Annotated in this window: 14 protein-coding genes and 1 tRNA gene; 5 read left to right on the forward strand and 10 right to left on the reverse strand. The window is 65.5% G+C overall.

All coding sequences use genetic code 11. The features are described from left to right. Positions 1–5527: DUF6531 domain-containing protein (locus PO768_RS15655; RefSeq protein ID WP_272646789.1), on the reverse strand; the 5527-nt coding region annotated here is incomplete at its 3' end. Next, a complete protein-coding gene (locus PO768_RS15660; RefSeq protein ID WP_272646790.1) occupies positions 5527–6981 on the reverse strand; it encodes a putative Ig domain-containing protein in 1455 nt (484 codons plus the stop codon). The genes PO768_RS15655 and PO768_RS15660, both read right to left, overlap by 1 nt. A 207-nt stretch (positions 6982–7188) precedes the next feature. Here PO768_RS15660 and xrtM point away from each other — a divergent pair, with 207 nt between their 5' ends. Together xrtM and PO768_RS15670 are read left to right on the forward strand one after the other, a co-directional pair. Continuing rightward, positions 7189–7752 (forward strand): exosortase family protein XrtM, encoded by a 564-nt coding sequence (gene xrtM / locus PO768_RS15665; RefSeq protein WP_272646791.1) that lies wholly within the window; start codon positions 7189–7191, stop codon positions 7750–7752. 1 nt (position 7753) lies between these two features. Then, the gene (locus PO768_RS15670; protein ID WP_272646792.1) at positions 7754–8389 is read left to right on the forward strand and encodes a hypothetical protein; all 636 of its coding nucleotides are present in this window, start codon (positions 7754–7756) and stop codon (positions 8387–8389) included. 727 nt (positions 8390–9116) lie between these two features. Here the strand turns inward: PO768_RS15670 and PO768_RS15675 are convergent. Together PO768_RS15675 and PO768_RS15680 are read right to left on the reverse strand one after the other, a co-directional pair. Then, positions 9117–10172 (reverse strand): FecR family protein, encoded by a 1056-nt coding sequence (locus tag PO768_RS15675; protein ID WP_272646793.1) that lies wholly within the window; start codon positions 10170–10172, stop codon positions 9117–9119. Positions 10173–10228: 56 nt separating this feature from the next. After that, complete coding sequence (locus PO768_RS15680) at positions 10229–10717, reverse strand: RNA polymerase sigma factor (protein WP_272646794.1); 489 nt, start codon at positions 10715–10717, stop codon at positions 10229–10231. 297 nt (positions 10718–11014) lie between these two features. On the opposite strand from PO768_RS15680, the gene PO768_RS15685 reads away from it, so the two are divergent. Further along, a complete protein-coding gene (locus PO768_RS15685) occupies positions 11015–11332 on the forward strand; it encodes a helix-turn-helix domain-containing protein (protein WP_272646795.1) in 318 nt (105 codons plus the stop codon). A 239-nt stretch (positions 11333–11571) separates the two neighbouring features. Here PO768_RS15685 and PO768_RS15690 read toward each other — a convergent pair whose 3' ends face one another. The 3 genes from PO768_RS15690 to PO768_RS15700 all read right to left on the reverse strand — a co-directional run bounded on the left by PO768_RS15690 (position 11572) and on the right by PO768_RS15700 (position 16663). Continuing rightward, positions 11572–12660: a hypothetical protein gene (locus tag PO768_RS15690; protein WP_272646796.1), complete on the reverse strand. Its 1089-nt coding sequence runs from the start codon at positions 12658–12660 to the stop codon at positions 11572–11574. A gap of 1055 nt (positions 12661–13715) precedes the next feature. Further along, positions 13716–15170: an ATP-binding protein gene (locus PO768_RS15695; RefSeq protein WP_272646797.1), complete on the reverse strand. Its 1455-nt coding sequence runs from the start codon at positions 15168–15170 to the stop codon at positions 13716–13718. 356 nt (positions 15171–15526) lie between these two features. Then, positions 15527–16663 (reverse strand): tyrosine-type recombinase/integrase, encoded by a 1137-nt coding sequence (locus PO768_RS15700; RefSeq protein ID WP_272646798.1) that lies wholly within the window; start codon positions 16661–16663, stop codon positions 15527–15529. 99 nt (positions 16664–16762) lie between these two features. Here PO768_RS15700 and PO768_RS15705 point away from each other — a divergent pair. Further along, positions 16763–16847 (forward strand) — tRNA-Ser (locus tag PO768_RS15705). A gap of 64 nt (positions 16848–16911) precedes the next feature. Here the strand turns inward: PO768_RS15705 and PO768_RS15710 are convergent. Genes PO768_RS15710 through PO768_RS15720 form a run of 3 tightly spaced genes read right to left on the reverse strand, consistent with a single transcriptional unit; the run spans position 16912 to position 18835 of the window. After that, entirely contained in the window at positions 16912–17505 is a 594-nt protein-coding gene (locus PO768_RS15710; protein ID WP_272646799.1) for an NAD(P)H-dependent oxidoreductase, read from the reverse strand. A 35-nt stretch (positions 17506–17540) separates the two neighbouring features. Beyond that, on the reverse strand, positions 17541–17939 hold the full coding sequence (locus tag PO768_RS15715; RefSeq protein WP_272646800.1) for a MerR family transcriptional regulator: 399 nt from the start codon (positions 17937–17939) through the stop codon (positions 17541–17543). Then, a complete protein-coding gene (locus PO768_RS15720) occupies positions 17936–18835 on the reverse strand; it encodes a LysR family transcriptional regulator (RefSeq protein ID WP_336297772.1) in 900 nt (299 codons plus the stop codon). Before PO768_RS15720 ends, PO768_RS15715 begins: the two co-directional genes overlap by 4 nt. Before the next feature lie 100 nt (positions 18836–18935). On the opposite strand from PO768_RS15720, the gene PO768_RS15725 reads away from it, so the two are divergent. After that, positions 18936–19586, forward strand: a complete 651-nt coding sequence (locus PO768_RS15725) for an NAD(P)-dependent oxidoreductase (RefSeq protein WP_272646801.1) — start codon at positions 18936–18938, stop codon at positions 19584–19586.

Here is a 19586-nt window from a genome sequence, read left to right on the forward strand (position 1 = left end):
TGCCGTCGCGGGTCTCCACCCGCTCGACCTGGCCTAGTGCGTTGCGCTTGTACAGCAGGCTCTGGCCGGCATTGCCGGCGCCGGGCACCGTGCGGCTGCGCAGCAGGCCGTTGAGCTGCGGGTCATAGGCATAGACCGTCTTGTTTGTGGGGCCCAGCTTGGCCTGCTCAGGGCTCTGGCTGCTGGCCAGGTTGCCGTGTTCGTCGTAGCCATAGCGCCAGAGGCGGCCCAGCGCATCGGTCTTGCTGAGCAGCTGGCCGAAGTCGTCCCATGCCTGGGTCTGCTGGCGCTTGAGCAGGGCATCGGCAAAGTCGCAGCTGGTGCGCGTGGTGTCGGTGGTGGGGCCTGCCCAGACCTCGATGGGCCGGGACAGGGTGTCGAACTTGGTGCAGACCTGCAGGCGCTGGCCGGCGTCGTCGGCCGCGCCGACGCTGCGCACCGGGCGGCCGAGCTCGTCGAAGAAGTTGAAACGCTCGCGCCGGCTGCTGCCATCGGCCGCGATGCTGCGGCTGCGTGTGACCTGGCCGGCGGCGTCGTACTCATACTCCTCGGCGCGACCGGCGGCCTGGCCGGGGATGGCCGGCAGGCTCACGCGCCTCAAGCGGCCGTCGAAGCTGCTCGCCCCCCAGTACTCGTAGCGGGTCTGGTGACCGTTCGGGTCGGTCACGATCAGGGGCCGGCCCTGCGTGTCGAGCTGGCTGTGCACGCGGTTGCCCTCGGCATCGAAGGCCGCCACCGCATGCCCGGCCGCGTCGTACTCGACGCCGATGCGGTCCTGGTCGGCCGAGGTCCTGGCGATCAGCTGGCCGATCTCGTCATAAGCGTTCTGGCTCAGATTCCCCGCGTGGTCGAGGCTGCGCTCGACCCGGTCCTGCGCGTCATAGGCCAGCGCCTGGCTGTCGATACGCCTGCCGCCGTCCACCAGCTCGCTGCCGATCAGATTGCCGTTGGCATCGAAGCGGAAGCTGCGCGTCTTGCCCAGGCTGTCGCTGGCCTGGCTCAGCCGGTCCAGCGCGTCGTAGCTGAAGGCGCTCGGATACCAGCGGGCGTCGACGCCGCTCTTGAGCCGGCCCAAGGAGTCGTAGCTGAAGCTCGGGCTGGTCTCGCTGACTTGGCTGCCATTGCGGTTGCCGGCGCGGGTCAGGCTCAGCAGATTCAGCTTGTCGGGGCTCCAGGTCTGGGTCAGCGAGGGACCGGTGATCGCGCTGAAATCCTTGACGCGCAGGGTCGTGACCAGATTGCCGGCGCTGTCGTAGCTGCGCCGGGTCCAGGCCAGCAGGTCGGCAGTGGCCGGCTGGCTGCCGGCGGCAGGCACGACGCCGGCGCGCAGGCTGTAGCTGTCGGTCAGATTGCCGCGCGCGTCGTAGCGCAGCAGGCTCCAGTGGCCACGCGCGTTCTTGATGCGCTGCGGCTGGGCGAAGGCGTTGTAGTCGCGGTACTCGAGCACCGCGCCCGAGGGCAGGGTCTGGGTTTCGAGCAGGTCCTGGGCGTTGTAGCTGTAGCGGGTGCTGCGGCCCACCGAATCGGTCTCGCTGAGCCGGTTGAAGGGCTTGGCCGGGTCGTAGCTGTAGTGCCGCTCGGCCCCGGCGCCGTCCTCGATGCGCAACGGATTGCCGTGGGCATCGAAAGCAAACAGATGCCGGTGGCCCCGGCCATTGACGGTCCAGCTCTCGCGCGCAAAGGGGTTGTAGTGGAAGGTCAGCGCGGACTCGGGGATGGGCTGTCCTTCGGTATCCAGCGGCGTGTGGCGGAACACCTGGCCGCCGCTGTAGTACTCGAACTCGATGCCATTGCCGCGCGGCAGGGTCAATCGCTTGATGCGGCGCTCGCGCTGCGGGCCGTCGGCAGCGCCGTAATAGCTGTAGCCGCGCAGCTGGTTCAGCGGGTCGGTGACCTGGGTCAGCAGGCCGTCGGTATAGGCGTAGCTCAGCTTGCGACCGGACAGATCGCTGAGCTGGGTGATGCGCGAGCCAGTCCAGCCCAGGGTCAGCACCGTGCGGCCCAGGCTGTCGCTGACCTTGTCGAGCTGGTTGCTGCCGTTGTAGCCCAGGCTGAGCTGGTTGCCGTTGCGGTCGGTGATGGCCAGCAGCCGGGCGGTGACGGTGTTGGACGGCGTCGGCGCGCCGCCGGGGCCGCTGGCCGAGGCGAACAGATAGCTCAGGCCGTGGCGCTCTCGAATCTGGAACTTGCCGTCGTCGGCGCCGCCGGCAATGCGCGTGAACTGCAGCTGGACGCCGGGCGAGTTCGCCAGCGTGCTGCCGCGCGTGATGTCACCGCCGCTGTGGCTGGCGCTGCTGAAAAAACTCTCGCCGCCGCTGCCGTTGACCCAGCCGACCTTGGCCACGCCGTTCTCGACGCCGTACAGCCGCAGCTGGTGGTTGAAGCTGTGCGTCCAGCCGAAGCCCAGCGGGCCGTCCTTGGGTGCGCCGCTGTTGTACCAGCGCTCGAACACGATCGGCAGGCCACCGCGCCCCTTGATGCGCAGATCGCTTTCGTTGTGAGTGAAGGTGCCGGTCAGCATATTGACCGGGTCGCCGGCCCAACTGGCTAGCGAGTTGCTGCCCTGCTGGCCTGTGGGCAAGGTACTCAGCCGCCCGGTCCCCGCATTGCTGAGATCGACAAAGCTCGGCGCGTTGGGATTGCCGGCATAGACATTGCGCACCGGCGTGCTGTTGAGCAAGGGAAAACCGCCCGAGATGGAGCCGTTGATGATGGCGCCATAAGCGCCGCTGGCCGCATTGGCGCTCATGTAGACAGCACCGCGCCAGGCCTTGGCCGGATCAACCGGGTCGGTGTAGGCGATCTGGGCTCGCGGGACGGTCACCACGGCACCGGCTGCCACCTCGGCCTGGATACCGGCCTTGTAGCCCGCCATGCTGGTGGGCCCGCTCATCTGCATCAGGCTGTCGTACTGGCCAATATTGGCCGACGTGAACTCGACCAAGCTGACCCCGCTCTCGGCCGCGAACTGCAGGCCACGTACGGTCGAAACCGCATCGGTTCGCAATGCCTGCTGCCAGACATGGTGCTCCAGCGCCGAACCTGCATAGATGGACAGCTTGGCCAGTTCGACCTGCTCAGCGTTCAGAACTGTTCGGCGGCGGGCATTGAAGGCTGCGTTGCTTTCACCGGCGAGTGCGCTCAGGGGTGCCGCCGAGTCGAGGCGGCTGAAGCCGTAGATACCACCCTTGAAGTCCACATAGACGCCAGCAGGTTTGACGCTCAGCGGCAGGTCAAACACATACTCGGTGCGCAGCTCCGCCCCGGTCAGGCCGATGTCATAGCCGCCGGTGCTGCGCAGGCCTTTGAGCTCGGCGATGCGGCGGTCGGCGCGCTCGGTCTCGTGGATATAGCTTTGCAGCACGATGTGCAGCAGTTCGCCGACCGTGGCGTCATAGCCGGCTCCGCTGGCCGGCGTCGGGGCGCTGGGGTAGATGTTGACCTGCTCGGCCAAGCGACGGGCTCGGCCGGCGAGCAGTGCGTCGGAGGTCTGGCCGGCATTGAAGCCCAGCGCGTAGTAGGCGCCGGCCTTCACATTGCCGTACACCGTCTTGTTCAAACAGCTGACATCGCCGTCCCTGGGGTCGCTCGGGTTGCCGCTGTCGGCAATGCAGCGGCCATCAAGCTCTTCGCCCTGACTCAGCTTCATCACCACGCTGTGGACGGTGCCCAGCGGCATGGCACTGGCCACAGGCCCACTGGCCAGCGTCACACCGTCGACCTGGATCCGCGGATAAACCTTGACGCTGCCCGCCGGCAGGGCCGCCAGCGTGCCGCCCCAGCTGTTCCACAAAGCCTGGCTGGCTGCGTCGGGGGCATAGGAGACCGTGATCTTTCCGAAGGCCTTTTGCGGCAACGCGACCGCGGCAGTGGCCAGCACCGCGCCCGCGCCACTGCGAACCGTGACTGCGAAGCGGTGACGGTGCGCCTCGGGCAGGATGGCGGTCTCGGGCAAGCTGCTGCCGGGCCAGTTGCTGAACTGACTGATGGCGAACGGCGGCGCGCCGGGCAGCACATCCAGGCGCAGTGCACGCGGTCGGCCCCGATAAAGCACGTCCTCCGCCGAAGCATCGGACTTCACGGCCCGCGCTGCAGCCTCGATGCGCTCAGCCAGATAGTCCGGTGGCAGCTGCAGCGTGCGCCCGGCAAGATAGGGCGCGTAAAAGCCGGTATCCAGCGCCAGCCCCAAGTTCAAGCCCGCCTGGTAGTCATGGTCCTTGACCGCCGCATCCATCGCGAGCCAGCGATAGCCGCCGGCATCGGCCAAGGTACCCCGATAGGCCGCAAACGGGACGCAGGCCTGCACCCAGACATGATCGAAGACCAAACCGTGCACCGCGCCATTGAGGGAGTAGGTGCCCGCAGGAACACCACCAGAGTTCAGATAGGCGAGTGAGCCGCTGTAGTTCTTGGTGCCCAGCCAGCGCTGAACCACTGAACTTGGGCTGTCACTCGGCGCTTGGTCCAGCAAGGCCACCGTGCCGCGCACAAAGCGGGCCGGCGTGTTGGCGCTGCGCAGCAAGGCCACCAGCAGGCTGGCCTGGTCGGTGGCATTGCCGGAGCGTGTCTGCAGCACACCCACGGCGCCCTTGAGCGAACCCCAGTAGGGTTCGAAGCGCACTTCGGTCTGCATCCAGCGCAGCATGCGCACCGGCGAGTAATGGAGCTCCTGAGCCAGCGCGCGGATCTCGGGCGTCAGCTGTACTTCGACACCATCATCTGCCAGGTCGGCGGCGACCGCGCTGCAGTCCGTGGCAGTGTCCGCCGCCACCGGCGGCAGGGTGGCCGAAGCCTTGACATAGCCAAAGCCGGTCGGCGCATCCGGGCGCAGGGCTGCGCTGCGCGTTGCGCCGCCGCTCAGACTGTCGCTGGCGTAGCGTGGCAAAGTGGTACTCGCGGGGGCACTACCGGGCGCACGCAGCAGCGGACGCAACGGTGCCAGGGTCGGCACTGGCGCCGCAGGCTGTACCGGCGTCGGTGCCTGCAGGCTCAGCACCAGCGCGGCCAGGGCCCGCTGTGCATCGGCGACTGCGGCCTCACCCCGGGCCGTCTCGACCGCCAGCAGTGCCGCGTCCAGGCGATCAAACCGGGCCTGCACCTGCATGCGCAGCGACGCAAGCGCGCTCGATGGTGCTGCGCGACTTGCCTCACCCGCCACCTGATACAGCGCCTCGATCTCGGCCATCACCTGACCGCGCAGCGGGCCCAGCGCTGCACGATGTCCCTGCGCCTGGCTGATTGCTGCCGAGGCGGGGCGCAGCGCCCTCGCGGACCCTGGGGCCTGCGCTGGCTGCTGCGCAGTGCTGCCACCCGATGTAGCCGGTCGCAGCTCGGTCTGCAGCTCCTCCAGCCGGCGTTGCAAGGCCTCCAGGCCCGAGGAGGACGTGGGGCTCAGGGAGCTGCGCAGACTTTGAACCGTAGCCTCGGGCAGCTGCGCGAGCGCTGCAGCGGCCAGCACCACATTCGGGGCTAACGCAGCTGGCGTCAACAGGGCAAGCCGGAGCAGCAACAAAGCATGGAGTCGCATCAAAAGTCTCCCTTGGCGCGCCGCATCAGCGCCGCCAGCAGCAAGCCACCCATCAGCAGCAAGGCCCACGGGGGCAGCGGCACGTATTTGTCGACCTGGCCGGTGTCGGGGTCCACATCGATGCGCGCTATCAAGGTCTGCGCAGCGGCGGCGGCCAGATCAAAGCTGTAGCTGCCCGCCTGCTGCGGCGTGCCGGTGATCAAGCCGCTGCCGGCGTTGAGCACCAGGCCCGGTGGCAGGTCGCCGGTGGTGATCCGAAACGGACCTTGGCCACCGAGGCTGAAGCTGAACGATTCCCCGACCGTGGCGGTCGCGAAGACCGAGGCACTGGAGCCGCCGGGTACCGACAGGCCCGGCGTGCCGAGGAACTGCCGGGCGTCGGCCACGGCCGGGTTGCTGCCAAGCTGGGCTTCGATCACATCCGGCAGGCCGTCCTTGTCGCTATCGAGCTGTTGCGCTGCACCCGCCGCCGGCAGGGCCGCCAGCACATGGGCAGTAATCAGTGCATCGGCGCGCCAGCTGCCGCTGCCCGACTGTCCCTGGCTCGTGTCCTGCTGGCTCAGCAGCCAGCTCAGCGCATTGCCGGACTGTGGCTGCGCCGGTGCCGCCTGCTCGGTCAGCGCCCGGTAGACCAGGGCCGTCACCAGCAGACTGGGGCCTCCCTTGGCGCCGTCCGCGCGCGGCTCGCCGAAGCTGCCATTGGCGTTCTGCTGGTCCAGCAGCCAGGCGACGGCTTCGGCCTGCACGGTCGACATGCTCAGACTGGACGAGCCGCAGGTCAGATTCGCAAAACCGGTGTTTTGCTGGATTGCCCGCAACTCGGCCAGCATCAAGGCCGTAGCGATGACCGACGGACGTCCCTGGGCGGGGTTGGCGTTCGTCGATGCAGGCAACATCGGCAGCGCCTGTTTGCCGGCAGCCACATTGACGCGGGCCAATAGCAGGGTGCAGACAGCGGACAGCACGGTGTTGCCGCTTTTGGCCGCGTAGTTGCTATCCCCCAGACGCAGACCGGCCAGTCCCATTGTGGTGTCGACGAAGGCAATACCGTTGCCGCCGTAGCTGCCCCAGGTCGCCGCGCCGGTCGCGGCACGCATCGCGTACAGCCGATCCGATTCCTTCTGGGCGGACAACCCAGCAGCACTCATGCCTTCAATCTTCCTGGCAATCGAGTCGACGCTGTCGACTTCCGCATTCGCCAGCCAGGCGCCGGCGGCGCCGAAGGAGGGCGAGCGGTTCAGGCCGGCCCTGCGCAATGCCAGCACCGCTGGCGCCGTGGCCTGAACGGGCAGTGCGCCATTGGCGCTGGCCCAGGCACCGTCGCCGCGCTGCTGCTTGAGCAGCCAGGCCACGCCCTTGCTGCGCTGACTGTCGACATCGGCCTGCGCCGATGCGGCCAGCAGCAGCCATGCACAGCCCAGCAGCAGGCTGCAAGCCCTTGCTTGAGGTTTCATCTGACACTCCCTGACCGGCGTTATGGATCGCCTTGTTGCAACGGACGATAGGCGCCATTTGTTGCAGGCCGTCGAGGCCGATTCGCCGCCGGCATAGGCCGAACGGGCCGTGGCGCACGCGTAGAGCCGCTGACACACGAAAGTCATCTGCGCGCATCACCATCTTCAAACAACTCAGCTCGCACAGTCGGGCAACGGGAGACTCTGATGGGTGTATTCCAGACGCAGCGCATCGCTGCCGCGATGTCGCGCGCGCAGGCCCGACCCTGGATCGCGCTGGTCTTGTTTGTCGGCGTCTACGCGAGCCTGCATGGCCTGTACATGCAGATCCCCGATGAGCTGCTGCGCGAGCTTGTTCATTACTACGCCATCGTCTGGCCCAGCGCGGGATTGATCTCCCTGATCGCGCCGGCCGATCAGGTCGCGGCGCAGGTCGGCGCGGTGGTGTCTCCCACAGTCTCGCTGAGCATCATCCGTGGCTGCGATGGCTCGGGTGCGCTGTTCCTGCTGCTGGCCGCCGTCGCTGCGGCGCGTGGCGGTGTTCGTCACAAGCTGCTGGGCCTGGCGGGCGCCGTGCTCGTGAGCTATGTGCTCAACGAAGCGCGCGTGGTGAGCCTGTACTTTGTGGCCGCCCATCGGGCCGGCTGGTTCGACACCTTGCACAACTTCCTGATCCCCACCTTGGTGGTGCTGCTGAGCTGTTTTTTCTTTCTGTGGTGGGCGGGGCGGCTGGCTCCGCGATCCACAGCAGGTGCCAACCACGCGAGCTGAAATGGACATCTACAGCCTGCCCCGGCAAGCCTTGCTGCGCCGGGTCGTTCTCGGCGTTGGGGTGTGGCTGGGCTTGTCCGTGCTGGTGCTCACGCAGGGGTCAGCGCTGCTGGCTTGGACCTTGCCTTTTCAATCGGCATTGATCGAGGCGCTGCAGCCCAACCACGTTGCCATCCTGACGATCACCGAAGAGGGCAGTCTGCCCGTCATCCAACTGTCGCCATTGACCATTCACGACCGACAGCTGAGCCCCCGCCACTGGGTGCCGGCGCAGACCCGGCTGCCAATCCTGAAAACCGACGTTGGCCATGCGTTGGTGCCGTTCGTCGTGCTGATGACCGTGCTCATCAGCTGGCCCGCAGCCAAGCCACGCGAGTTGATGTTCAGAGGTCTTGCCGCCGTCCCCTGCGCCATCGTGATGCTGGCGCTGACCTCGCCGGTCTTGCTCGCCGGGCGCCTGGAAATCCTGCTGATCGATGCTGCCGCCACGGTGGGCGTGACGCTTCAGCAGAGCTTCCTGGTGACGCTGACTTTGTTCATGGAGATTGGCGGGCGCTGGCTGATAGCAATGGTCGCAGCCATTGCTTGCATTCTCTTGGGCGCGCGCTTGGGCCGTCGGCATGCTGCGGGCCACTGAGTGACCGAGCAGAAGCCGCTCTGCGCAGCCGTCGTCAGGCCATCGCCTGCTGTAACTGAGATCGCATCAGTCGCGCGCCCGGAGCCCACAGGCAATACGCCTGTCGGAAATTTCAAGGCAGCGCACGGGCATCCAGAAGCTGGCGGCCAGCCTATCCTGCACTAGGTGTCTTTTGTGATACGTTGATTCGGGTTCAGAGGCGTTTTCCGCCGCAAAGGCGACGCAAAAGCGACTCAGAGCCGACCACGAGCGTTCACCAGCCGTTCAGTAAGCGTCCACAACCGCACCGAGAGCGGCCAGAGACCGGCGCGTATCCGGTGCGCTAGCGGCGCAGGACCGGCGCGTCAGCGACGCTTGTCCGGCGCTCGTTGCCGATCACTGCCCGCCCGCCTGCCACCCAAATGGCTGTTCGGTCGGCGTCGGGCTTGCGGCGGGCTGGTTGCTCGGGGGTCTAGCGGATCCAGCGCAACACTTGCGGCGGTACAGCGGGCTTGGCGCGCAGGCCGCGTATCAGGCCCCCTTCAGGTCTTGCGCCCTGGCGGCTCCACGAGCGCAACACGTGGCGCAACCGTCGAGCCAGGGCAATCCGTCCCCAGACGGCCCGGCTTCGGACGTGGCGGGTGCCAGGGGTGCCGATCTGGCAAGCCAGTCCGGCAAGCGGGCCCTTGCCGCGCCAGCGGGAAGGATCAGGCCGGCGCTCCCCTGGCACGGGTACGGGCCGCCTGGACTACCTCGGCAGCAGTTCCACCCGATCCGGATGCTCTCGAACCCGCAAGTCGTGCAAGGTGGCCACCGCCTGCGCAAAGCCAGCGCTGTCGCCGGTCTTGAACAGGCCGCTGATCCGCAGCACCGCCAAGCTGGGGTCCGCCATGATGGGCGTCGCGCTGTAGCGGTTCATCTCGGCCAGCGCTTGCGGCAGCGACGCGTTGTCGAAGACAGCTTCGCCGCGCTTCCAGGCCAGCACCTGGTCCATGCGCGGCCGATCACGCTGCGGCTGTGCGGGTGCAGCCGTGACGCCGCCACTCGTGCCTTGATCACCTCGCACGCGCAGCCGCTCGCCGGCCGCCATCACGATGGGCGGCACGATCTTGGGCGTTTGGGTGCGGCGCTCAGCCTCGCGCACCACCACCTGGCCTTCCACCAGCGTGACATCGAGCGCCTGACTCGTGCCGGCACCTGGCGGTGTCAGCCGCACCACGAAGGCCGTCCCGGTGGCGGTGACTTCCGTACCGGCGGCCTGCACGACAAAGGGCCGGCTCGCCTCCTTGGCGACCTCGAAGAACGCCTCTCCGCCTTCCACGCGGACGCGGCGCCTAGTCTGGTCGAGTTCCACCTGCACCCGGGTCGAGGTGTTCAGCGACATCCGGGTCCCGTCCTTGAGGATCACCAAGCGCTGCTCGCCGATGCCGGTGTCGTAGCTGTCGATGTCGCGCCAGGGCTGGCCCACCAGCACACCGGCCACCAGGACCGTCGCCGCGAGCGATAGGGCAAGCGCCCAGGGGCGTGGCCAGCCCCATCCACTGGCGCCGGCATTCGCGGGGCCGGCGCCCTGCCCTTCCCCACCTTGGCCCTCAAGCCTGCTGGCCGCCGCAGCCCGAGCTACGGCGGCTCGGTCGACCCCCGCCGCCTCCATCCACAGATCCGTCCCGCGCTCGAAGGCCAGCCGGTGTGCCGCCGAGCGCGCCTGCCAGGCGCGACACTCGCGTTCCATGTGGTTGGATCGATCCGGCCCGTGCAGCCGGGCGATCCAGACCGCCGCCTCGGCCGCAATCTCTCGCGTCACGACGGGCTCGGCCCCTGGTCTTTCTTCCCCCTGCCCGTCCCGCCCCTCTGCGCCAGTCACGTTCGCCAGTCCTGCATCCCGGTGATGAGCTGCATCGTAGCCTTGGCGATGTGCTTCTCCACCGTGCTGATGCTCAGGCCGTGTTGATCGGCGATCTCCCGGTAGGTCAGCCCGTCCAGGCGGTGGGCCAGGAAGATGTCCCGGCTCTTCTCGGACAGGCGCCCCAAACAAATGTGCAGCCGCGCTAGGCGTTCACGCCCCAGCACCACGGCCTCGACGCTCGGTGCCGTGTCGGCCAGCACGACTTCCTCCGCCAGCACCTCCTCGCCGTGATGGGCCCGCATGCGGTGCGCATCGATCGACAGGTTCAGCGCAATGCGCATCATGAAGGGTTCGGGATCGGCCACCGCCTCCCGCTCCCGCTCGTAGTGGGTCAGCCGCACCCAGGCTTCCTGGACGATGTCTTCGGCATCCTGAGTCGAGCTGCCGCGCCGCCGCAGGGCATTTCGGACTCGTGCGAAGACCGGAGGCAGATGCTTCTTCATGGTGAACCCTCCCAGGGTCAAAGGCCGGGCTTAGTAACGCCGGCCGCATCAGAATGGACAAGGCGCAACACAGGCCGAACCGCCTTCGAAAGCTTGGAGAACTTGAGCGGTAGCTCGCCCGGAAGAGGCTACGAACGACACCGCAGCGGCCTGATCGGCAAAGGGGCCGCTTCGAAACGAAAGAGCTCGTCAACGAATGCCAAAGACGGCTTAGCCAGGTTCATGACAATACTACCGAATCGGTAGTCTTTGGTAAAGCGCAAAACGCAACGATGCTCGCTTTTCAGCGAGTTGCGCATGTCGGTTATCGGGAGGCGGTTAAAGGAGGCGAGATTGCGCGCCGGCCTATCACAAGAGCGTCTTGGCCTGGAAGCTGGGCTTGAACCTGAGTCTGCAAGCGCACGTATGAACCGCTACGAGACCGGTAACCGCGTCCCAGATCTTGAGTTGATGGAGCGCATAGGCTCAGTGCTAGGCGTGCCGGCCGCCTACTTCTACGCCTCGAACGATCAAGTAGCCGAGCTACTGGTAGCGTTCAGCGCCCTGTCACCTAAGGTTCGGGACAAGGCGCTGGAACTGGTGAAGACTGCGGGGCAGCGGGCAAAAACACCTTGAGGACTCACACTCAGCCCTCAACTCCCCCGCTTTCCGGTTCAGGGTTGCAGTCACCCAGATTTGCAGCCCAATGAGCGTTGCTGTCGATACCCGTCGTTCGATCACGCTCATAGGGCGATGGCCGGCGGCCAAGGATGCGAGCTCATCTGAGGTCGGCTCTGCTAGATTGATGCAATCGCAACTCTGATCGCCCGCGCCAACGCTGACTAGCCGGTTGAAACTGAGATTGGCCTCGAAAGTCACGCGGCCGGCTTGTCCTTCGGCCAGTCGACGCTGACGATAGTCGCCGTGGTGACTTCGCCGCGAAGCCGGGTGCCATTAATTGCCATGTACAGGCGTCGCCGGTTCCATGCGCCGGATTCGAGACGCGCACTCTCGTCGTCCTCCAGCCCGCCGCGCTTTAAGGTCGCGATGAACTCATCGCTGTTGTCGGAGCTCTTCACGCTCAGACGAATGATCACCGGGTCGGACAGGTCGACCTTCTGGATAACGTAGTGCCCGTTGAGCTGTACGTCCTGCGATTCCGTGCGCGGCGTGTTCGACAGCGCGCGAGCCTCTCCGGCAGTGAACTGCAGTCCGTTGAGCTGGACAGTCCTGGCGTCAGCAACCGCCTTGAGTACATCGCGCCGCAGGTCATCAAATTCCTGCCGCGCGAAGTCGAGCTCCGGCTTGCTCGCCAGGGCAGTAGCGAGCACGTGCTGCCGTTTCGTTTCTTCCTGACTCAGCGCAATGCGCTCCTTTGTGTCGGCATCGACCTTGTTATCGTCGGATTTGTGCTTGAGCCAGGTCTTGAACGCCACGGTAGTGGCAGCAATCGCGCCGAGACCCAGAACCGTGATGATGATGTCGTTGGCGTTCATCTTTCCTGAAAGCTCTGTGGCAAGTTGCTGAGCGTAGGGGCCGAGATCGACGTTGATCAGCGAACTTCCCTTTTCGACCTTGGCTTTGAACTGGAGCCTCCTCCTCTCTTCGGCGGTTAGCTTCCGGGCGTTGGTGCTGTGGTGAATTGCTCTAGCGTAGGCCCTATTCAACGCATGCTGAAGGTTGACTAGCACCTCCGCCAAGTCAGGCGTGATCGTGCTGTTGTAACCCACCCCTTCCAGCTTGATCGTGAGTTTCGGCCAATTCTCGAACACGAAGCTGACTCCGCCCTCGGGGAACTGATCCCGCAGCGCCAACTGTAGTTGTTGGAAGGCAGCCTCTTCGCTGTCCACGGCAACGAATGACACATGCACCGACGGTGTCGTGGACCCTCCGCCGCCACCGCCGGTGGTACCCTTGTCGCGCACCAGTGCGCCCCGGTTTCGAATCTTCTTAGGTGCCGCCATCGTTCTCCCTCTTTGGTCGTTCGTTTGTGCGCGTGTTGCTCGCTTGGGTCAGATGCACGGGATTGGCGTCGAATGGCCCCAAGCCGCTCACTCCGACAGCTCCAGACCGACGCCTCATTCATTTGGCGCAGTCAAAAGCGCTTCAAGTTATCGGCATTCACAACGGTTGCCTCCATCGCGAGAACCTCGCGCGCGTACGAGGTGGGCGTGCGGTTGTGCAAACCCCACTTGCCGCAGGTTGAGCCCTGGTTCATCGTGTTCTTTTCTCCCGATGTCGCTCCGCCAAGAAGCAGAAGCCAATCCTCAGGCTTGTCCCGCAAGTTTCCTACGCCCCAAGCGGCGCTGTTTCAAAGTGTATCCGGCCGGCCCACATGCGCTTGCCAGGCGCGTGCGCACCGAAAATACAGGCTACGAAGAGGTGCGCAGGTCAGCCCAGACTCATCGCCGCTGACGACCGGCAGGTTGTTCTGCCAACACTGGTGCCAGTACGCAGGCTCCAACGCAGCAGCCCTCCGTCGCGCGCCTCGATGGTCTTGAGCTTATCGATCAGCGCACAGAGGTGGATCCAAGGCGACCGTGCAGCAGCTTGCTGCACAAATTCGGCCTCGGGCCAGGCTTGGACAAAGTAAGCGCTTGGCGTCACATCCCTGCATCGATGCACCGGCTGCAACGTGACGCCGGCACTCCAGCGACGCGGCTCAACAAGGGATACGTTTTTTCGGGGGCAAGGTCAGCTATGGCAATTCCGGTTGATCGGTCGAATGGCTGCGTCAGTCAAACAGCCGTCAAATAGAAAATCCCTTAAAAATCAAAGACCTAAGCGCCATCCGACGGTGCATTCAGCGTCGCAATCAAAGAACCGCCTCGGGGACTTCCGAGCCCATAGCAACTCATAGAACCCCATAGAAAACCCATAGCAACCTCCTGAGGAGACTTTGGCTTATCAAACAGCCATCAAATAGGAATTTCCATATAAATCAACGAGTTATCATCAATTTCCGGTCGACAGGATGGGCAACGAGCATTGCCAATCAAATAGCCGTCAAGCAGGGGTCTCACGCCCAGAAAGGGTGGTACTGCATCAGCTTGCGAGACCTGTTGTCCGGGTTGGCCGCCTTGATGAGCTTGGCCTCCACCGCCTCGCCGATGATGCGAGACGCCTGTGCCGAGTTGCCCTCCGAAATTTCAAAGCGCTGGCGCAGGCTGGTGTTGGTCAGCGCCTCGTTGGACACATATTTCAGGCAGGCATGCTGGTAGCAGGCTCGGACACGGTCATCCTTGCTCATGTCTTTCAAGGGCACACGGCTGTACATCGTCACGACCATGGACTGGTCTTTGAGCACAAAGCTGGGAGCAGGCAGTTGGTACATCTCCGCCTGAAACACCACCTTGTCGATACCGCTGCCCCGCTCCTCGCAAATGTTCATCCGCCGCATCAAGGCCGCCAATGACTCGTTCCTCGACCGAGGTGGCTCGTCCATCATCCGGAGCGTGTCCACCAACGGCTTGCCAGGATTGGTGATCTCGATCCGATCGTCGAACAATTCCACCATCGGGCCGGTGCCGGAGAGGGTGAAATCCTGGTGGATCAGGGCATTGGCCACTAACTCGCGAACAGCCAGTTCAGGAAAAGTGCGGACCTCGCGGCGCAAGGCCTGGCCAATCTCCTCGCTCAAAGGCAAGAGATTGTTGATGTAGCCAATAGCGCCCTCGAAACCGACCGCGTAGCCCTTGTTCCCCGGCGCCTCGCGTTCGGTCTGGATGCGGTTCTTGCCCCTGTACTTGATCACCCTGAGCCCCTTGCGGCCCAACGGCCCAAAGTCGCTCAGATTCTTGGCAAACAGGATTGCACCGAGGTTGGTGATGGACCAGCCATGAAGGCCTTCCTTCAACAGGTTGTCGGCGACCAGCTTGGCCACAAGACCATCCTTGTTCCCAGGCAACGGCTGGGACGTCATCTCGAAATAGCGCGGATAGTCGAGCAGGCGCAGCACCTCGTCTGCATCGATGCCCGCCATGGCAATGCCCTGCTCGAAGCGACTGGCATTGAGCACTTGCCAGAGCTCCCGCTCCTTCTCCGGGTACTGTTTTAGCGGTTTGTTGAGGCTACCGATCCGGATGTACTCCGTGCCAGAAAACTGTACCGGCGTATGCAGCGCAGCCGGGATCTCCAACATGACAACCGTCTTGCCGTTGTGCTCTAGCGTATGAAAACGCAGGTCCAGTCGCGGCGTCAGCATGCGCACCAACCAGTGCTCCAGTTCCTCGTTGCCCTTACGGGCATCCGCTGGCCTGAAATCGGTGCCGACCACCTCATGGCTGCGATCCCGAATTCCCCAGACGAAGTAGGCAAAGGGCTCATTGCGCAGACGCGCGCCATTGGACAAGGCGGAGATGGTCTCACCGATCATGTCCGGCGCCTCGTTGTTCTCCTTGAACTCGACCCATTCGCGCTCACCCTGGAGCCGGCAGAGTCCGGCCAGCAAGCGATCCAGCTGAATCGGATTCATGCCAGATCTCCTTGCTTCGGCAAGACACCGAGGCGGTTGCGGCATGTCAAAAAGGCGCCCATGAGCTCCAAGAGATACATCTGGCCAGACCGAATGTCGGCTGCCATGAAGAGGTTGCGTTCTAGTCGTGGCAAGGTCGACGGCATGGGGCAGAAATCAGAAATAGCCCGTGGCCCTTGCGGGCGTTCGGCGGCTACGGTTAGAGGGCTTGCTTCGCAAACCGAGGACTGAGCCTTCCAGCCGGCACCACGCCCTTGTCTGCGGACCATCATATTCGGACGCCTGTGGCCCGCGACTGTCGATCCCTGGCCCAGTCGGCTCGACAGGTAGGGCCATTTTTCGATTTCCATGGACCACTACAACATCGTCGTCCTGTCCATCATGGCCCGCGTCTTGTCGACACGCAGGTGCCCGTAGCTCGCATCGATCATGGCGGTCGACGTGCCGGCGATCTTGGCAACCAGGTGCGAGTCCATCCCGCCGGCAATCAGCTCGGTGATCGCGCAATGGCGGAGGGTGTAGAGCACCGTCTTGTCAGGCATCTCAGCTGCAGCCGCTGCCTCTTTGAACGGCTTCTTCCAGGCATCCTTGTTCCAGCGATTGCCAAAGGCGTCTGGGATCAGCGGCGCCGCGCCAATGCGGTCTTTCGTCGCCGCAGTGAAATGCTGGATGGCGGCAGTGGACAGCAGCACGGTGCGCGCCTCCGTCTTGCTCTTGCGAATCGTCAGCAGGCCGTTGGCCTTGTCGAAGTCCGCGACATCGCAGCCTGCCAGCTCGCCGGGGCGAATGCCGGTCAGCAGCAGGCTGATCACCAGCTCCTTCAAGCCGGGGCCGCAGGCCGCAACGAGGGCACGCCGCTGGATCGTGTTGAGGAACACGCTGCGGCGCTTGGCCACCTTCTCGAAACCGGACACGGTTTTCCAGCCATCGTCAGAAGCCACCAACCGGTCACGGTGCGCCAGATTCAGCGCCGCCTTGAGGCTTGCCAGATTGCGATTGATGGAGTCCTTGGCGCGGCGGACGCTGTCATCGTCCTCGTCGTCCACTTCAGGAATCTGCGCGTCTCGCCATGCGCGCAGCTTGATGGCATTCAGCTTGTCGAGCGGGGTAGTGCCCAACGGGGTTCCGTAGACCAGACGCCTGAACCGCCCTTCCGCATCATCAGCGGACTTGTCGCCCTTGGCCGTCCGCTGATGCTGGACGTAGTGCTTGCACGCCGACTCGACGGTCGGCGCCTTGTCGGCAACGCCCGCGATAACGCGCCCGGCCCAGGCCATCGCAGCCCGTTTGGCGTCGTCATAGTGCTCGTGGGGGCCCAGCGCGTGATAGGTCTTCTTCTCACCATCCGGGCGGCGCGCCACCCAAGTACCAACGCCATCGGCCATCCCGCGATAGCCCAGGTACAGCCCACTCTCACGCCGGGCCCAGTAGGGCTCGCGCCGAGGCTGCAGGTCGCCTCGGTCCTTCTTCCTGGTCAGGTTGTACTGCGGCATCGTTCCCTGCCTTAAAAATCCGTACGGACATTGTACGGACAAACCTCCTGAAACTTCCTGGAATCGCATGACCAGTGTTCATGGGGCTTTCAGAGGAGAGCGGTACAAAATTGGACGTTAAAAAACGCTAAATCCTGCTCTCCGAAGGCAGGGGTTGCTGGTTCGATCCCAGCCGGGCGCACCATGAATGAAGTTGCGAAAAGCGGCACCTGCCCTCACGGCCAGGTGCTTTTTTCATGCCTTCCTCTTCAAGCCCCCCTCGCCCCCAGCCGCCCCGCCTCGGCCAACCAGCGCTCGCGCCGCGCCGGCGTGCTCTTGATGACCGGCGTGAACGCGCTGATGCGTACCGGGGCGATGCCGCAGAACTCCAGCACCGCGTCTTTCATCATGCGGTGGGCCGGGGCGCCCTGCAGCCAGCGGAAGTACCAGGCCGGCGTGTCCATGCAGACCAGCAGACGCGCGCTGCGCCCTTTCAGCAGACGCTCTGGCAAGGCCTGACCCTGGTGGTAGCGGAAGGCGAAGCCAGGCAGCAGCAGCCGGTCCAGCAGGCCTTTGAGCAGGGCCGGCACCGAGCCCCACCAGACCGGGTAGGCCCAGACCAGATGTTCCGCCTCGGTCAGCTGCTGCTGAAGGCGCTGCAGATCGGGTTCCAGCACGGCATCGGCGTCATGGCCCTGCGGGAGATCGGATGCAAAGCGCAGCTCGCGTAGCTGCACCAGGCTGACGCAGTGGCCGGCCGCCGCAGCGGCTTCGGCATAGCGCCGGGCCAGGGCCTCGCTGAGGCTGTGCGGCTTGGGGTTGGCATTGATGACGAGAATGGTTTTCTTGGCTGTCGTGTTCATGCCCGCCAGCATCCACCCTGCCCCTAGGGACAGAGTCAAGCGGGCTGCACATCGGGGCAGTCGAAGGCCTGCAGCAGCAAGCGCTCGCAGACCGCCAGCTCGTCGAGCTGCAGCTGCAGGCGCTGCTGCTGGGCGGCCAGCGCGGCGCGCTTGGCCTGCACTGCCTGCAGCGCCACATCGCGGGCCAGCGGCTCGCCCGGGGCGGGCCGGTTGGCGCTCGCCGTCAGCGCGCGCAGCTCCTGCAGCTTGAAGCCCACGGCCTGGGCCTGGCGGATCAGGCGCACCGCGTCCAGATGGCGCTGCTCATAGACGCGGTAGCTGCCCTGGCGCCGGGGTTCGGGGATCAGGCCCAGCGCCTCGTACAGCCGCAAGGCCTTGGGCGTGGCGCCGCTCAGGCGGGCGAGCGCGCCGATACGCAGAATGTCTTGGCTCATGGGGTGCTCGCCGCAGTCAGATGGGATTTGAGCGCCTCGATCGCATAGCGCACCTTGGCGGGCTGGGCATCGCGCTGCGGAGTCAGCGCATAAATAGGCAGGCTGGGCAGCCGCCAGCCGGGCAACAGGGGCACGAGCCGGCCGTCCTGGGCTGCGGCACCGATATCGCTGGGGCTCAGCATCGCCAGGCCCATGCCCGCCTCGCAGAACTGCTGCAGGCTCAGCTGGTTGTTGCTGCTGGCACGCGGCTGGATGTTCAGCTGGACCGGCTGGCCGGCCGCGTCCTGCAGCGGCAGCAGCACGTTGGCGGCACCCCGCCGCAGCAGCAGCCAGTCATGCCGGCCCAGCTCGGCCAGGCTGGAAGGCACGCCACAGCGCGCCAGATAGGACGGTGCCGCATAAAGCCCCATGCTTTTCTCGCCGATGGGCTGGGCCACCCAGCTGCTGTCGGGCAGGCGGCCGAAGCGCACGGCGAGATCGATGCGCTGGGCCACCAGATCGGTGAAGCCGTCCTCGACCTCCAGATGCAGGCTCAGACGCGGATGGGCGGCCAGCAGCGGCGCCAGCGCCGGCCCCAGTTGGCGGCCGAAGCCCACTGGCGCGGCCACGCGTAGCTCGCCCTCGGGCGCGTCGCGCAGCTGCAGCAGCTGGGCCTGGGCGCCGCGCGCGGCCGCCAGCATCGCGACGCAGCCCTCGTGGAAGCGCGCGCCGGCCGGGGTCAGGCTGAGCTTGCGGGTGGAGCGGTGCAGCAGGGTCACGCCCATATCGCGCTCCAGCGCCCGCACCTGCTGGCTGATCGCCGAGGTGCTGGTCTGCAGCAGCCGGGCAGCGCCGGCAAAACTGCCCTGCTCGACCACCGTCGCCAGCACCGCCATCCGTTTTAATTGGTCCAGCATGAAGTCTGTCTAAACAATGCTGGCGGATTTTGCCCTCTTATCGCCGCATCGTGAAGTTCATACAGTTGATCCCATTGCAACGAGTTCCAAAGGACTGCTCATGAAGATCGCCCTGATTGGCGCCACCGGCTTCGTCGGTGCCCCGGTTTTGCAGGAATTGCTGGCGCGCGGCCACCAGGTCGTGGCCCTGGCCCGCAATCCGGCCAAGCTGACGGCACGGCCCGGCCTCAGCGTGCTCGAGGCCGACGCCAAGAACGCCGACTCGGTGGCCGCCGCCGTACAGGGCGCGGACGCGGTGGTCAGCGCCTACAACCCGGGCTGGGGCGTGGCCGACATCTACACCGAGTTCCTCGACGGCACGCGCGCCATCTATGCCGGCGTCAAGCAGGCCGGCGTGAAGCGGCTGCTGGTGGTCGGCGGTGCCGGCAGCCTCTATGCGGCACCGGGCCTGCAGCTCGTCGACACGCCGGAATTCCCCGCCGAATGGAAGCAGGGCGCGCTGGCGGCCCGCGAGGCGCTGAACCTGATACGCGCCGAGACCACGCTGGACTGGAGCTTTCTGTCGCCGGCCGTGCATCTGGAGCCGGGCGAGCGCCGTGGCCGCTACCGGCTGGGCCTGGAGTCGCCGGTGATGGACAGCGACCCGAGCAAGGGTCCGGCGCATATCTCGGTGGCCGATCTGGCGGTGGCCATCGTCGACGAGCTGGAGACGCCGCAGCACATCCAGCGCCGCTTCACGGTCGGCTACTGA

Origin of the sequence: Paucibacter sp. XJ19-41, from assembly GCF_028462495.1 — a bacterium.
In the GTDB taxonomy this organism is placed as follows: domain Bacteria; phylum Pseudomonadota; class Gammaproteobacteria; order Burkholderiales; family Burkholderiaceae_C; genus Roseateles_E.